The sequence below is a fragment of the Wenyingzhuangia gracilariae genome (assembly GCF_056387575.1).
The window spans coordinates 561,030-577,044 of sequence record NZ_CM150748.1; the positions used below are offsets into that span (position 1 = coordinate 561,030).

The 16,015-nt window shown below is 31.8% G+C and carries 11 protein-coding genes and 1 pseudogene; 7 read left to right on the forward strand and 5 right to left on the reverse strand.

The genetic code is table 11. The features are described 5' to 3' along the window. Window positions 1-48 precede the first annotated feature (48 nt). From ACY2IJ_RS02230 to ACY2IJ_RS02240, 3 genes are read right to left on the reverse strand one after another with little or no spacing between them, the layout of a single operon-like run. Window positions 49-1,542, reverse strand: coding sequence for a cryptochrome/photolyase family protein (locus ACY2IJ_RS02230; RefSeq protein WP_476725542.1), 1,494 nt, complete (start codon window positions 1,540-1,542; stop codon window positions 49-51). After that, window positions 1,527-1,676 (reverse strand): DUF2256 domain-containing protein, encoded by a 150-nt coding sequence (locus ACY2IJ_RS02235; RefSeq protein WP_476725543.1) that lies wholly within the window; start codon window positions 1,674-1,676, stop codon window positions 1,527-1,529. Before ACY2IJ_RS02235 ends, ACY2IJ_RS02230 begins: the two co-directional genes overlap by 16 nt. 5 nt (window positions 1,677-1,681) lie before the next feature. Beyond that, window positions 1,682-2,770, reverse strand: a complete 1,089-nt coding sequence (locus ACY2IJ_RS02240) for an FAD-binding domain-containing protein (protein WP_476725544.1) — start codon at window positions 2,768-2,770, stop codon at window positions 1,682-1,684. Between the two features lie 185 nt (window positions 2,771-2,955). Here ACY2IJ_RS02240 and ACY2IJ_RS02245 point away from each other — a divergent pair, with 185 nt between their 5' ends. After that, a complete protein-coding gene (locus ACY2IJ_RS02245; protein ID WP_476725545.1) occupies window positions 2,956-3,882 on the forward strand; it encodes an aldo/keto reductase in 927 nt (308 codons plus the stop codon). A 6-nt stretch (window positions 3,883-3,888) separates the two neighbouring features. On the opposite strand, the gene ACY2IJ_RS02250 is transcribed toward ACY2IJ_RS02245, so the two are convergent. After that, window positions 3,889-4,752 carry a hypothetical protein gene (locus tag ACY2IJ_RS02250; protein WP_476725546.1) on the reverse strand — a complete coding sequence of 288 codons (864 nt, stop codon included), beginning with the start codon at window positions 4,750-4,752 and terminating at the stop codon, window positions 3,889-3,891. A 117-nt stretch (window positions 4,753-4,869) separates the two neighbouring features. Next, window positions 4,870-7,503, reverse strand: a complete 2,634-nt coding sequence (locus ACY2IJ_RS02255; protein WP_476725547.1) for a valine--tRNA ligase — start codon at window positions 7,501-7,503, stop codon at window positions 4,870-4,872. A gap of 120 nt (window positions 7,504-7,623) precedes the next feature. On the opposite strand from ACY2IJ_RS02255, the gene ACY2IJ_RS02260 reads away from it, so the two are divergent. From ACY2IJ_RS02260 to ACY2IJ_RS02285, 6 genes and pseudogenes are all read left to right on the forward strand, one after another. Continuing rightward, on the forward strand, window positions 7,624-8,025 hold the full coding sequence (locus tag ACY2IJ_RS02260; protein WP_476725548.1) for a DUF1573 domain-containing protein: 402 nt from the start codon (window positions 7,624-7,626) through the stop codon (window positions 8,023-8,025). A gap of 165 nt (window positions 8,026-8,190) precedes the next feature. After that, window positions 8,191-9,384 carry a pyridoxal phosphate-dependent aminotransferase gene (locus tag ACY2IJ_RS02265; RefSeq protein WP_476725549.1) on the forward strand — a complete coding sequence of 398 codons (1,194 nt, stop codon included), beginning with the start codon at window positions 8,191-8,193 and terminating at the stop codon, window positions 9,382-9,384. Window positions 9,385-9,394: 10 nt separating this feature from the next. Beyond that, window positions 9,395-10,204: pseudogene (gene proC / locus ACY2IJ_RS02270) on the forward strand (pyrroline-5-carboxylate reductase); the annotation flags it as partial. Window positions 10,205-10,382: 178 nt separating this feature from the next. Beyond that, window positions 10,383-11,501 carry an efflux RND transporter periplasmic adaptor subunit gene (locus ACY2IJ_RS02275; RefSeq protein WP_476725550.1) on the forward strand — a complete coding sequence of 373 codons (1,119 nt, stop codon included), beginning with the start codon at window positions 10,383-10,385 and terminating at the stop codon, window positions 11,499-11,501. Then, the gene (locus ACY2IJ_RS02280; protein ID WP_476725551.1) at window positions 11,501-14,698 is read left to right on the forward strand and encodes an efflux RND transporter permease subunit; all 3,198 of its coding nucleotides are present in this window, start codon (window positions 11,501-11,503) and stop codon (window positions 14,696-14,698) included. Before ACY2IJ_RS02275 ends, ACY2IJ_RS02280 begins: the two co-directional genes overlap by 1 nt. Continuing rightward, window positions 14,679-16,001, forward strand: a complete 1,323-nt coding sequence (locus ACY2IJ_RS02285) for a TolC family protein (protein ID WP_476725552.1) — start codon at window positions 14,679-14,681, stop codon at window positions 15,999-16,001. The genes ACY2IJ_RS02280 and ACY2IJ_RS02285 overlap by 20 nt, the downstream gene beginning before the upstream one ends. The last annotated feature ends 14 nt before the right edge of the window (window positions 16,002-16,015 follow it).

Here is a 16,015-nt window from a genome sequence, read left to right on the forward strand (position 1 = left end):
TTGTTATTCCATGGAATAACAACTCTTTTTTTATGCAATCAATATGAACTAGCCTTCCAATTCTCTATCTAACTGCTCTAAAAACATAGCTGCATTTTTTAGGTGTGTTTCTTTTTTTTCTGCCGATAAACGCTCAAAAGTACGATACATCATAGATAAACGAGGATTTTTCTTTATGTAGTCGCTTTGCTGGTCTATAAAATTCCAAAACAAACTATCCCACACCACTTGCCAATCTCCAGTGCCGTAGTTGCTCATTTTTTTAATGTAATTAGATCCGCTTATATATGGCTTTGTTGCCAACACACCTCCATCAGCAAACTGACTCATTCCATAAACATTAGGGACCATAACCCAATCATAAGCATCTACAAACAATTCCATAAACCATTGGTACACTTCATCTGGATCAAACTCACACAAAAGCATAAAATTCCCCAACACCATTAAACGCTCTATATGATGACAATATCCCGTTTTTAAAGCTTTTTTTATCGTTTCATCAACCGGAGCAATACCCGTAGTTCCATTGTAAAAACTCTTTGGTATTTTTCTTTTAAAACCCCAAAAATTTCGAGTTCTACAAAAACTACCTTTTGCTACATAAACCCCTCTTAAAAACTCTCTCCAGCCTAAAACCTGTCTTATAAAACCTTCAAGAGAATTCATAGGAATATCCTTTTCATTTCCATAAGCAATAGCTTTGTGAATAACCTCTAAAGGAGATAAAAGACCAATATTAATTAGCGGAGAAAGTAAGCTGTGGTGCATAAACACCTCTTCTTTTACTATTGCATCTTGATAGGTTCCAAACTCTGAAAATCTATATTCAAAAAACTGATGTAACCAAGCTTCAGAAGTTTCAAAATCTGTAGGATAATAAACTCCCTTATTTATTTCTCCATAATTATCATTAAAATATTTCTCTACATAAACAACTGCTTCCTGCCAATACTCGCTAACTTCAGGAAAATAAATAGCCGGTGGAATTTTATCTTTTGGATACTTTTTACGGTTATCACTATCAAACGTCCACTTTCCTCCTTTGGGTTGATCGTTAAAATCCATTAAAATATCTAAATCCTTTCGTTGTTTTTTATAAAAATTAGTTTGAAAATAAGACTTGGCATCTTTTTTAAAATAAGCATCAATAGCGGTTGTTGAGTTGATAAAATTTGGATTATCGTAAACATGTAGTTCACAGCCCTTAAAAGCAGATTTTATTTTTTTGTCCAACCAATTGTCAACACAATCTATAAGATAAACTTCCTTAATATTTTGCTCCTCTATTTCTAAAGTAAAATTACAAATGTCCGACAGTTTATGTTGCTCATCTATATACACTACCTCTACCCCTTTACTGATTAAATATTGCTCATAAAATTTTAAAGTAGCTCTATGGAATGCTAATTTTCGTTTGTGAAATTTGTATTGACTAAAAAACAATTCCTCTTCTACCAAATAAGTTTTGTAACCATTGTTAATTAGTTTGCTTTCTTTAAATAGTTGATGTGGAAAAATAATATTTATTTGATTACCCATGCTTTTACTTTGTTCTTTTTGCACCTTTCGCTACAATATTTTACTTGTTCCCAATTCTTTTCCCATTTTTTTCTCCACGTAAAACTTCGTTGGCAAACAACGCATATTTTTGTGGGTAAGTGTTGTTTTTTCATTTTGTTTATAACTCTTTTTTACATTGATTCCAAAACTTAAAAAAAGAGGTATAATAACCTGTAGCGCTACTCATCCAATCTCTTGATACCGGTGTACCCTTGTAATGTAAATTGGTAGGATGTTCTTTGTAAACTAGGTTTTGTTCGTCAACAAATTTTAACAACTCAGAAAATTCACCAACAAAAAAATGAATTTCGTTTATGTTTTTAGTGAGTTCTAAAGAAAAATCTAAACATTTTTGACTTACAGGATATTTCTCAAAAAAAGAGGGTTCTAACAAAAACACACGTTGTACGTCTTCACCTTTACACCAATAAGGATCAATATTATAATAATTATAAATGAGTGTTTTTTTGTTTTTATCAAACGTAAGGGTTTGTGTTTTTGGCAGCATCAAATCATTAGAAAAAGAGCTGGTTTCTTTTAACCCTTTAGGAATTTCCATCGTATCAAAAGCTTCATAAGGTACATCTAAAAAAGTAGCAGTTTGATCGCTCTTAAAATACTTATTTATATTTTCTTGATTGGCTACATATTTCTTGTTAGAAAACGCTCCTGCAACCCATTGCCAGCTTAAATGATTGCTTGCCAAATCTCCATCTAACAAATGACTATACATCCATTTGGCAGGTTCTAACCAATGTGATTGGCCTATATTGCAACAAATAGCAGCCACATACATTCTCATATGGTTATGCATATAACCAGTCGCATACAATTCTTTTATGGCATTATCTACTTCAATAATTCCTGTGCTTGCTTCTAAAATTGCTTTGGGAATTTTATGGTGATTTACCTTAATCTGTGGTCTTTTTAAATCTGTAAAAATAGAGTCTCCTTTGGCAATCCAAACTTGCTGCCAATAATCTCTCCAAGCCAATTCTTGAATTAATTTTTGTGTACGTCCCCAAGGCAGATCCATTTCTTTTATGTACTGATGTACTTGCTTGGTACTAATAACACCTCTAGAAATATAGGGACTTAAATAGGTTACAGCACCATCTTTATAATTTCTAGAACTTGCATATTTTATAGGATCAATAGCTTTTATTCTTTGAGTGATGGATTTTATATCTGTAGGAAAGCTTGTCATTTTTAGAATTTTATCAAATACAATTTAGTACGAGCTTTTAAGAATGACTAAGTTTTACAACCGATTGCTATTATTTAAAATCAAACTAAAAGAAATTAAGCTTGATGTTTTTTAAAACTAAGAAAAGAGCTTTTATTAAAATTAATAACTCCTCTTTTTTTATATTATTTAAGTATTTTTAGTCCATGACAAAAATAGGATTGGGCTTAGCGGCTTTGGGTAGACCAGAATACATAAACATAAGAGAGCATAGCAATGTAGATAAAAGTAAAGAAGCTTTTAAAAACAATGCTTTTGATATGTTAACTACTGCATATCAACTAGGAGTACGTTATTTTGACACCGCTCCATCTTATGGAAAAGGAGAAGAATTTTTAAGAGAATGGCAAAACCTATATCAATATTCAGATACAGATTTAGCCACCAAATGGGGATATACTTATGTAGCTAATTGGCTATTGGGGTACAAAGGAGCTCATGAAATTAAAGAACATAGTATTGAAAAACTAGTGGAGCAATGGGAAACCTCTAAGGAATTACTGCCTGCACTTAGGGTGTATCAAATCCATTCTGCAACTTTAGAAAGTGGAGTTTTAGAAAATCAGAAAGTATTAAAAAAACTAAGCCAAATTAAAAAAGAAACAGGTTTGTTAATTGGTTTAACAACTAGTGGACCCAATCAAGATGCTGTTTTAAAAGAAGCAGAAAGTATCAAAATTAACCATCAGCCTTTATTTGATGTTTTTCAGGTAACTTATAATATTTTTGAACAAAGTACTTTTCAAACTTTAATCGATTTTAAATCTAAAGGGAAAAAGATTGTTATTAAAGAAGGGATTGCCAATGGTAGAATTTTTAACAACACTCCTCCTCTTTTAACAAATTTAGCCACTAAATATAGTGTAACCATAGATGCTGTTGCTTTACGATTTATTATAGATACCTTACAGCCTTATGTTTTGTTAAGTGGTGCTTTTACTCAAAAACAACTTCAAGAAAATTTAATGTGTTTGAACTTTAAATTGACCCAAGAAGAAATTGAGAAACTAGCAGCTTTAAAACAAAATAAAGAAAATTATTGGACGGAACGCAAACAGTTGTCTTGGAATTAACGTTTTTTATTTGATTATATTCCCTTTTATTAAAAGGCTTAATGGTTTATAGCCAATATCACTCACATAGTTATTGGTTAGATCATCATATACCAAATAGCCTAAATTTTCATTAAAATAAAAATCAAACAAAGCTACAGCACTGTAAGTACCAATTTCTGAGGCATTTGATGTAAACACATTTACTTTAGCTTCTTCATTAGGATTTAAAACATCTATACTATTTGTAAGGGTAGCACTAAAAATATTGTTTGTGTTGTTATTAGGTGTATTTATATCTACATATTTATCTGTTCTAAATGTAAGCCTAATAGGGTAATTACCTACATTTACACAAGTTTCAATTTCTAAACCACTGTAATTGGTATGTGCTTTTGTATCTGGAATTGTAATTTGAGGAGAATTAAATAATATAGGTCTTTCTGTATCTACAATTATTCTATAAATCTTATACAGCGATTTGTCTGAGTTAGAAACTTTAAATTCAACAATATTCGGATAACTAAAATCAATACGCTCTCCTTTTTTGATCGCGTATTCTTTAAAATTATTTTTGTTAACCCTGTACTCTATTGTGCTTCCTAAATAAGTGATTACAGGTGTTAAATCTGTAAAATCTACAGATGCAGGAAATAAACAGACAAGCAAAGAGTCTACAGAATGTAGATGAGATTCTAAAACAACATCAATATTGGTATAAGCAGAGTTATCGTTAGCCAACAATTCAAAATTGGTTATAGCTAAACTCTCAACAGGCCTTGGTTCTGTTTTAACTGAATCATTTAGACTATCATCAGAATTACACTCTATTCCTAAAACAGAAAAGAATATTAAACCTATTAATTTCAACCATTTACACCTTATTTCCATACAAGTAAATATACATAGAGAACCATTGCTTTGTGTTAAAATTATATTATAATTGAATCAATAAAAAAAGTCGAAAGCATACACTTTCGACTTTTATCTTATGAATTGTAAGTTCTTTTATGCCAAAGAACTTAAACTTGCTTTAATAGTTTCTATTTTAGCCATAGCATCTGCCTCTTTTTTGCGTTCTATTTCAATTACTTTTTCAGGAGCATTGTTCACAAAACGTTCGTTAGATAATTTCTTTTGAACAGATTTTAAGAAACCTTCTGTGTAAGACAATTCTTCTTTTAATTTAGCTACTTCTGCTTCTACATCAATAGCTCCAGCCATTGGCACAAAATATTCGTTAGATTTTACACGGAAACTCAGTGCACCTTCTACTGCTTCTGTAACATAGTTAATAATAGCTACATTCCCCATCTTAGCAATTACAGCATCAAAATCTTTAGATGTATTATCGTTGTTTAAAACAGACAAATCAATGGTTTCTTTAAAAGAAATGTTTTTGTCTTTACGAATGGTTCTTATTCCTGATATTACTTCTGATGTCAATTCAAAATCAGTAATAATAGTTTGATCATAATCTGTAGCTTTAGGATATTCTGCAATAATTAAAGCTTCTTCTGGTGTTCTATCTGCAATTAACTGCCAAACTTCTTCGGTTAGGTGAGGCATAAACGGATGTAAAATCTTTAAGTTATCTTCTAAGATTCCTATTACTTCTTTAAAAGTAACAGCATCCATTGGAGATCCAAAAGCAGGTTTTACCATTTCTAAGAACCACGCACAAAAATCTTCCCAAACCAATTTATAAATGCTCATTAAAGAATCACTCAATCTATACACTTCAAAATTAGCATCAATCTCAGCCAATGTTTTTTGGAATTTAGCTTTGTACCAATCAATAGCAATTTTAGAAGCCTCTGGTTGTGCTTCGGTTTCTGAAACTTCCCATCCTTTAATCAATTTAAAGGCATTCCATATTTTGTTAGCAAAGTTACGTCCTTGCGCACATAAATCTTCATCAAACATTAAGTCGTTACCCGCTGCAGCAGATAATAACAACCCTACACGAACACCATCTGCTCCGTATTGTTGCATCAACTCAATTGGATCTGGAGAGTTCCCTAAAGATTTAGACATTTTACGTCTTTGCTTATCACGAACAATTCCTGTAAAATATACGTTGCTAAATGGTTTATCATTTCTAAATTCATACCCTGCAAATACCATTCTAGCTACCCAAAAGAAAATAATATCTGGCCCTGTAACCAAATCATTAGTTGGGTAATAGTAATTAATTTCTTCGTTATCTGGATTGTTAATTCCATCAAAAACAGAAATTGGCCACAACCAAGAAGAGAACCAAGTATCTAAAGCATCTTCATCTTGTTTTAAATCGGCAACTGTTAAATTACTGTTTCCAGATTTTTCTTTAGCTAAAGGCAATGCCTCATCAATAGAAGTAGCTACTACAAAATCTTCTACTCCTTCTCCATAGAAAAAAGCAGGTATTTGGTGTCCCCACCACAATTGACGAGAAATATTCCAATCGCGAATATTTTCTAACCAATGACGGTATGTATTATTGTAACGCTTAGGATACAACTTAATTTCTTCATCTTTTAACACCGCATCTAAAGCAGGTTTTACAATGTCTTCCATACGTAAAAACCACTGAGCAGAAATTTTAGGCTCAATAACCGCCTTTGTTCTTTCTGATGTTCCCACTTTGTGCATGTGTTGTTCTACTTTTACCAAAGCTCCAATTTCCTCTAACTCTTTGGTAATTTCTTTACGAACCACAAAACGATCTTTACCGTTGTAATGCAATCCGTTTTCATTTAAAGTAGCATCATCATTTAAAATATCAATAACTTCTAGGTTGTGTTTCTCCCCTAAAACTTTATCATTTTGATCGTGTGCTGGTGTTATTTTTAAACAACCCGTTCCAAACTCAATGTCTACATATTCATCTTCTATAATAGGAATCACTCTATTGGCAATAGGTACAATGGCTTTTTTTCCTTTAAGATGTGTGTATCTTTCGTCATTTGGATTGATACAAATAGCGGTATCTCCTAACAATGTTTCTGGACGAGTAGTTGCAATGGTTACGACTTCATCAGTCCCTTCAATTTTATAATTGATGTGGTAAAAGTTTCCTTGTTTTTCTTCAAAAATAACTTCCTCATCAGACAACGTAGTTTTTGCTTCAGGATCCCAGTTTACCATGCGGTAACCTCTATAAATATCTCCTTTTTTGTATAAATCAACAAAAACTTTGGTTACAGACTCACTTAAATCTGCATCCATAGTAAATTTTGTACGTTCCCAATCGCAAGAAGCACCTAATTTTTTAAGTTGGTCCAAAATAATTCCACCATGCTTATCTGTCCATTCCCAAGCGTGTTTTAAAAACTCATCTCTAGTAAGGTCTTCTTTATTAATCCCTTCAGATTTAAGTTTAGCTACTACTTTAGCTTCGGTAGCAATAGATGCGTGGTCTGTTCCAGGTACCCAACAAGCATTGTAACCTCTTAAACGAGCTCTACGAATCAATACATCTTGAATGGTATTGTTAAGCATGTGTCCCATGTGCAATACCCCTGTTACGTTAGGTGGAGGGATTACAATTGTATAAGGTTTTTTATTGTTAGGTGTTGAATGAAAATAGTTGTTTTTCATCCAGTAGTCGTACCATTTTTCTTCTACCGCAGTAGCATTGTATTTATTAGGAATACTCATTGTTTGTTTTTGTTAAATAACAGAATGCGAAAATACAAATATACTTATGACAAAAAAAAAATACGGTATAGTTATTGAATGTTCCTATAAAAATTTAATTTTATCAAAAATTTAACCAACATGAGAAAATTAGCTCTTATTATTTGTATGACTTTGGCACCTTTACTAAGTTTTGCTCAACACGCAAACACTGCCAAAGAAAGTTCTTTAAAACCAGAAATGAAATTTGAAACAGAAGTGATAGACTACGGAAAGGTAGCTCACAATGCAGATGGTGTCCGTTTTTTTAAGTTTACAAACGTAGGTAGTGCTCCATTGGTCATTCAAAGTGTTAAAGGTAGCTGTGGATGTACAGTACCAACAAAACCAGAAGAACCAATTATGCCTGGACAATCTGGAGAAATTAAAGTAAAGTATGCTACAGACAGAGTAGGTAGATTTTCTAAAACAGTAACCATTGTGTCTAATGCAACAGAACAACCTAAAGTTGTAAGAATTAAAGGAGAAGTGTTAAAAGACTAAACTTTAATTATTCATAATTTAAAAAGCCATTCCTAAAAAGAATGGCTTTTTTAGTATTTCTTTTTTTGTTGATTCTAATCAACTTACAATATCAGGGGTTATATGCTGTATAGAATCAATAAATTTGTACTTTTGTTGCCCTTAAATCATAAATAAAAACATACAATGCTTAGAGTTTCTAATAAAGGTCGTGCTATTCCTGAGTCTCCAATTCGTAAATTGGTTCCTTATGCAGAAGCCGCCAAGAAACGTGGTACAGAAATTTTTTATTTAAACATTGGTCAACCCGATATTAAAACTCCCAAAGTTGCTTTGGATGCGGTGCGTAATATAGACATGGAAGTGTTAGAATATTCTACCTCTAACGGTTCTGAACAATACAGAAACAAATTAGTTGATTATTACAAAAAACATAAAATTAAGCTAACTAACGAACAGATATTAGTGACCACTGGAGGTTCCGAAGCATTGTACTTTACCATTGCTAGTATAACAGACCCTCAAGATGAAATAATTATTCCAGAACCTTTTTACGCAAACTACACTAGTTTTTCTATTGCAGCAGGTGTACATGTGGTACCTATTAATACGAGTATAGACAATGGTTTTGCTTTGCCCAACATTAGTGAGTTTGAAGCCTTAATTACCCCTAGAACTCGTGCTATTTTAATTTGCAACCCCGGAAACCCTACAGGGACTGTTTATTCAAAAGAAGAAATTAAACAATTAAAAAAACTAGTTGTTAAATATAATTTGTTCTTAATTGCCGATGAAGTATATCGTGAGTTTGTCTACACCAAAGAAGGACATTATTCTATAATGGAGGAAAAAGGGATGGATATGAATGCTATTATGATTGACTCTACCTCTAAACGTTACAGTATGTGTGGTGCTAGAGTTGGATGTGTGGTTTCTCGTAATCCAGAATTGATTAGTACGGTCATGAAAATGGCTCAATCTCGCTTATGCCCTCCTACCATTGCACAAATAGCTGCAGAAGCAGCCTTAGAAACCCCACAAAGTTACTTTGATGAAGTGCGTACAGAATATATAGAACGTAGAAACATACTTATAGAAGAGTTGTCTAAAATAGAAGGTGTTCAAGTAGTAAAACCCGAAGGTGCTTTTTATTGTTTGGTAGATTTACCTGTAGACAATGCTGATAAATTTGCTCGTTGGATGTTAGAAGAATTTAACGACAACAACCAAACTGTTATGGTAGCACCTGGTAGCGGATTTTATTCTACACCAAACATAGCACTTAGCCAAGTAAGAATTGCATACGTGCTTAAAAAAGAAAAATTAATTCGTGCAGTTGAAATTCTTAAAAAAGGAATAGAAACTTACAACGCACAATAAATCTAAAAAAGAACAAATTAGTATGAAAAAAATAGTTGTAATTGGTGGTGGAAACATGGGATTCACCTACGCAGAAGGAATTTATAATGCAAATATTGCAGACATACAAATTATAGACAAATCAGAAGATAGAATTGCTGAAATTAACAGCATGAACAAAATGAAAGCCACAAGCTCTTACGATGTTCTCGCCCATGCCGATATTATTTTTTTAGCCGTTAAACCACAAATTGCTCCGTTAGTTTTTGCTGATATTAAATCTATTGTAAATAAAAACCAATTGTTTGTTTCTGTAATGGCAGGAATGACCATTGAGACTATACAACAAGGATTAGGAATAGACAAAGTAATTAGATGCATGCCTAACTTGCCTGCTTCTATTCAGTTAGGAATGACTACCTATGTAGGTTCTAAAGAAGTAGCAAAAGAAAACTTAGACTTGGTGGGAACCATTTTAAAAGCTACAGGAAAAGCCTTTGAAGTAGAAACAGAAGATATGATTGATAACACTACTGGAATTTCTGGAAGTGGATCTGCATACATTTTTTACTTTATGAATGCTTTGGCAGAAGCTGCTGAAGATTTTGGATTTACTAGAGAACAAGCCAAAACATTAACCGCACAAACTTTTGAAGGAGCTGTAGAATTGTATAAACAAAACGACATTTCTTTAGAAGAATGGATGAACCGTGTTGCTTCTAAAGGAGGTACAACACGTGCTGCCTTAAATAATTTTGACAGTAATAATGTTCACAATTTAATTAAAGAAGGAACCGTTGCTTGTGTAAACAGAGCTAAAGAATTAGCAGCAGACAAATAAGCAAAATACTACCTTTTTATAAAAAAACTCCTTTTAAGATTAAAAGGAGTTTTTTTATATTCAATTACATCAGTTGGCGTGATTTTTGTTAAAACTCTTTGTTTACAAAGTATCAATAAAAGCTAATAACTTTATAGCTAATTACATAACTTAGTTAACGATTCTATTACATACAACAATGCGAAAAATTATTCTATCTATCTTAGGAGTTCTATTAATTATAGGTTCCGTTTTTATTGCTAAAACATTAATTGCCAATAAAAAGAAACCCAAACCTATTGTAAAAAAAACAATCAAATCGGTGTTTATTGATACTGTACAAAATGGAGATATTCAAATTGTAATGCCTGCAAATGGTAGTTTGGTAGCTAAAGAAAACATAGAACTATACACAGAAGTACAAGGAATATTTAAACTAGGATCTAAACTATTTAAAGTAGGTCAGGTTTACAAAAAAGGAGAAACAATTATAGAAATAGATGCTTCAGAATTTAAATCGAGCGTTCAATCTTCTAAAAGTCAATTGTACAACACAATAGCAGCAATTATGCCTGATTTAAGATTGGATTTTCCAGAAGTATATAACAAATGGGTTGCCTATTTAAAAGATTTTGACATGAATAAACCTACACCTAAACTTCCAAACATGGATTCTGAAAAAGAAAACTATTTTATTAGTGGTAGAGGAATTGTTAGCAGTTATTACAATGTAAAAAACCTAGAAGAACGATTGAACAAATACAGCATACAAGCACCCTTTACAGGGATTCTAACAGAAGCTTTAATTACTGAGGGAAGTTTGGTTAGAAGCAATCAAAAACTAGGAAGATTTATCAAACCTACTCATTATGAAATGCAAGTATCTATTGGAAAATCTTTTGCTAAATTTTTAAAATTAGGGGAAACTGTAAAATTAACAAACCTAGATAAAACCGAAGAATACAAAGGAACAATTACTAGAATTAACGGAAGTGTAGATGTTACCACACAAACCCTAGCTATTTTTATAGAAATAGAAAATTCGAACTTAAAAGAAGGTATTTATTTAGAAGCTTTGATCAATGCAAAAAAAGTAGAAAATGCTATAGAAATAAACAGAAATTTACTTTTAGATAATAACGAAATTTACTGTATTGTAAAAAATAAGCTAGCAAAAATAACTGTTAAACCTATTTATTTTTCAGACACAAAAGTAGTACTACAAAACATTCCAAACGGAACAATTATTTTAAGCAGTCCTATTTCTGGAGCATATGCAGGTATGCTTGTTAAACCTTACGCTAACACTGTACAATAATGAAAAAAATTATAAGTTACTTTATCAAGTATCACGTAGCAGTAAATATTTTTATTATTGCCTTTTTTGTCTTTGGTATATTTGGAATCAACTCTCTTAAATCGTCCTTTTTTCCTTTAATAGAGTCTAAAATCATCAATATAAACATAACCTATCCGGGAGCAGCTCCTTTAGAAATAGAAGAAGGAATTGTTCTGCAAATTGAAGACAATTTAAAAGGTTTAGAAGGTGTAGACAGAGTTACCTCTGTATCTAGAGAAAATAGTGGTACCATTACCGTAGAAATAGAAAAAGGAGAAAACATAGATTTTATGCTTTTAGAAGTAAAAAATGCTGTGGATAGAGTTCCTAGTTTTCCTACTGGAATGGAACCTTTGGTTGTTTCTAAACAAGAAGAAGTTAGACAAACCATTTCTTTTGCTTTAAGTGGTAAAGACGTTCCTTTGGTTACGCTAAAACAACTAGCTAGAACTGTAGAAAATGACCTAAGAGCCATTGATGGAATTTCACAAATAGAAATTACCGGATATCCAGAAGAAGAAATAGAAATTGCGGTAAACGAAACACAACTATTAGCTTATGATTTAACGTTTAATGATGTAGCCAAAGCCGTAAGCAATTCCAATATTTTAACCACCGGAGGTGAAATTAAAACTGATGTTGAAGAATATTTAATAAGAGCCAATAATAAAGCATATTATGGTGCAGAATTAAGTCATACAATTGTAAAAGCAAGTGACGATGGTAAAGTTATTAGATTAAAAGATGTAGCTGTTATAAAAGATCGTTTTGAAGAAACCCCCAATGCTACCTATTTTAACAAGCAACTTTCTGTAAACATTACAGTTACCAGCACCAATAGTGAAGATTTAATTTCTGCTGCAGAAAAAGTTAAAGATTACATAAAAACATACAATCAAAAGAATGAAAACGTACAGTTAAATATTGTAAGTGATTTGTCTAAAACATTGGTACAAAGAACCGAACTACTAACAGAAAATGCCATTGTTGGAATGATTTTAGTTTTGGTGTTTTTATCCTTATTTTTAAACACTCGTTTGGCTTTTTGGGTTGCATTTGGACTGCCTGTAGCATTTTTAGGAATGTTTATTTTTGCTGCTCAGTTTGATGTTACCATTAATGTATTGTCGCTTTTTGGAATGATCATCGTTATTGGTATTTTGGTAGATGACGGAATTGTTATTGCAGAAAATATTTATCAGCATTACGAAAAAGGAAAATCACCCATACAAGCTGCTATTGATGGAACTATGGAAGTAATTCCACCCGTGGTATCGGCCATTATTACAACACTGCTAGCTTTTTCTTTGTTTTTATTCTTAGACAGTAGAATTGGTGAGTTTTTTGGAGAAGTATCTGTTATTGTAATTTTAACCTTGGTAGTTTCTTTGGTAGAAGCCTTAATTATATTACCAGCCCATTTGGCACACTCCAAAGCGTTAAAACCACATGTAGAAGAAGAAAACCCATCTAAATTAAAGCAGTTTTTTGCTAAAATGAGAAGCATTAATAAGGTTGGGGATGCGTTAATGACCTATTTAAGAGATAAGCTTTACAGCCCTGTTTTAGATTTTGTTTTAAAATTTAAAATACTATCTGCCAGTATATTTGTTGGTTTGTTAATTCTGACTATAGGAGCAATTATGGGAGGAATTATAAAAGTAACGCTATTCCCTACTATTGCAAGTGATCGTGTAACCATTCAACTAGAAATGCCAGCAGGAACAAATGAAAAAACTACAGATTCTATCATATCTTTAATTGAAGAAAAATCTTTTATCGTAAATAAAGAGCTTAGTGATCAATATCTAAAAGGTACAAACAAACAACTATTTGAAAACACTATTTTAAGATTCACAAGTAGCTCTAGCGCACAATTAACCATTAACTTATTACCCGGTGAAGAAAGACCTGATGAAATTAAAGCACACATGGTAACCAATAGGTTAGAAGAACTGGTTGGACCTGTAATTGGGGTAGAAAAATTAATTTATGGTTCCGGAGGTAATTTTGGAGGAAGCCCTGTATCTGTTTCTTTATTAAGTAATAATATTGATGAGTTAAAAGCTTCTAAACAAGAATTAAAAGCTTACTTAGAAACCAATCCTATACTAAAAGATATAGAAGACAATGATCCTGTTGGAATTAAAGAAATTAGAATAGAATTAAAAGAAAACGCATATTTATTAGGCTTAGATTTAAATACAGTAATGACTCAGGTTCGATCTGGTTTTTTTGGAGTACAAGCACAACGTTTTCAGCGTGGCCAAGATGAAATTAAAGTTTGGGTTCGTTATCATAAAGACAATAGAAACTCTATTAATGATTTAGACAACATGCGTATTGTTACCCCAACTAACAAAAGAATATTCTTTAAAGACATTGCACATTATAGCATTGTTCGCGGAGAAGTTGCAATTAACCATTTAGAAGGACAACGAGAAATTAGAGTATCTGCAGATTTAAAAGACCCTAGTGCAAGTACTACAGATATTTTAGAAGATATTAGAACTCAGTTTATTCCTAGTTTACAAGAAAAATATCCTAGTATTTCTGCTTCATACGAAGGACAAAATAGAGAAGCTAGCAAATTATCATCATCTCTAAAAAGTGCAGGTTCTATCATATTACTTTTAATATACATTACCATTGCGTTTACTTTCAGAAGTTACAGTCAACCCCTATTACTACTACTTTTAGTGCCATTTAGTTTAACTGCTGTTGCATGGGGACACTGGATTTTAGGTTTTCCTGTAAACATACTATCACTATTAGGAATAATTGCTTTAATAGGAATTATGGTAAATGATGGGTTGGTATTAATAGGAAAATTCAACACCAATTTAAAAGAAGGGATGAAATTTGACGAAGCATTATTAGAAGCAGGAAAATCTAGATTTAGAGCTATATTTTTAACCTCTTTAACGACCATTGCAGGGTTGGCTCCATTACTTTTAGAAAAAAGTAGACAAGCCCAATTTTTAAAACCAATGGCTATTTCTATATCCTTTGGAATAGCCTATGCCACTCTACTAACCTTATTAGTTCTCCCATTATTCCTATCATTTAGCAATAGTATTAAAAAGAATGTTAAATGGTTGGCAACCGGAGATAATGTTACAAAAGAAGAAGTTGAACGCGCAATAAAAGAGCAACATGAAGAACAAGAACATTAAAACCTATATATGGATTGCATTTGCCTTTTGCTTTGCTAACACAAAAGCACAAGAACTGCTAACCCAAAACAAGGCTATTACAATTGCCTTAGAAAATAATTATGGTATAAAAATGGTAAACAACAATGTTGAAATTGCCAAAAATAGTGCTGATATTTTAAACTCTGGTTATTTACCCACTTTAACAGGAAATGCTGGAGCTAACACAAACTTAGACAATACCGAGGCTAAGTTTTCTAATGGAAATGTTACTGTGCTAGAAGGAGCCAAAAGCTCATCTTACAATGCCTCTATCAATCTAAACTATACCTTGTTTGATGGTTTGGGAAGAGAGTACAATTATCAGAAATTAAAAGAAGAATACCAGTTGTCCGAGTTACAAGCTAGAGAAACTATAGAAAACACCATACTCCAACTATTTTCTTTATACTACAACGTAGCTTTGCTAAAAGAAAACACAACTACCTTAACCCAAACTTTTAATATTTCTAAAGAAAGAACCAAAAGATCAAATTACCAATTTGAATATGGTCAAAACACAAAATTAGAAGTTCTAAACGCACAAGTAGATGTTAACAATGATAGCATAGAGTTGATGCAAATTGAACAAGAATTAAAAAATGCCAAACGTAATTTAAATGTAATTTTAGGAACTACATTAAATACAAATTATGATGTTGATACAAAGGTTGATTTTAGTTTACAATTAAAAAAAGAGCAACTATTTAACAAGACAAAAAACAGAAATATTGCTTTGTTAAAAGCCGATACCAATATTGCCATTAAAAAATTAGAAGCAAAACTTATTCAATCAGAATTTTTACCCACATTAGGATTAACAGGTCGTTATGGTTGGACTAAAAACAATAACAATGCAGCTTCTTTTTTAAGCTCTGCTACAAACAAAGGTTTATCTGCAGGACTAAGCTTAACTTGGAATTTATTTGATAGTAGAGTTTTTATAGCTTCTAAAAACACCAAACTAACTTTAGAAAACGAAAAACTATCTAAACAAAATATTTTGATAGAAATAGAAAGAGATTTTAACAATGCGTGGGAGGATTATCACAATAAATATAAAATTTATCAAGTACAAGAATTAAATATCAAAACAGCTCAAAATAATTTTGATAGAACCCAAGAAAAATTCAAATTAGGACAAGTTAATTCTATTGATTTTAGACAAGCACAACTCAATCTATTAAACGTACAATTAAACAAGAGCCAAGCAAAATATCAAGCCAAACTTGCCGAACTACAATTGTTGTTTTTAAGTGGAGATTTGTTAAATCAACAATTTTAAACACTGATAGACAG

Bases quoted from the DNA above. Each gene is read 5' to 3' on its own strand.
- ACY2IJ_RS02230 (WP_476725542.1), bottom strand. From the start codon at position 1,542: ATGGGTAATCAAATAAATATTATTTTTCCACATCAACTATTTAAAGAA.
- ACY2IJ_RS02235 (WP_476725543.1), bottom strand. From the start codon at position 1,676: ATGAAAAAACAACACTTACCCACAAAAATATGCGTTGTTTGCCAACGA.
- ACY2IJ_RS02240 (WP_476725544.1), bottom strand. From the start codon at position 2,770: ATGACAAGCTTTCCTACAGATATAAAATCCATCACTCAAAGAATAAAA.
- ACY2IJ_RS02245 (WP_476725545.1), top strand. From the start codon at position 2,956: ATGACAAAAATAGGATTGGGCTTAGCGGCTTTGGGTAGACCAGAATAC.
- ACY2IJ_RS02250 (WP_476725546.1), bottom strand. From the start codon at position 4,752: ATGGAAATAAGGTGTAAATGGTTGAAATTAATAGGTTTAATATTCTTT.
- ACY2IJ_RS02255 (WP_476725547.1), bottom strand. From the start codon at position 7,503: ATGAGTATTCCTAATAAATACAATGCTACTGCGGTAGAAGAAAAATGG.
- ACY2IJ_RS02260 (WP_476725548.1), top strand. From the start codon at position 7,624: ATGAGAAAATTAGCTCTTATTATTTGTATGACTTTGGCACCTTTACTA.
- ACY2IJ_RS02265 (WP_476725549.1), top strand. From the start codon at position 8,191: ATGCTTAGAGTTTCTAATAAAGGTCGTGCTATTCCTGAGTCTCCAATT.
- ACY2IJ_RS02275 (WP_476725550.1), top strand. From the start codon at position 10,383: ATGCGAAAAATTATTCTATCTATCTTAGGAGTTCTATTAATTATAGGT.
- ACY2IJ_RS02280 (WP_476725551.1), top strand. From the start codon at position 11,501: ATGAAAAAAATTATAAGTTACTTTATCAAGTATCACGTAGCAGTAAAT.
- ACY2IJ_RS02285 (WP_476725552.1), top strand. From the start codon at position 14,679: ATGAAGAACAAGAACATTAAAACCTATATATGGATTGCATTTGCCTTT.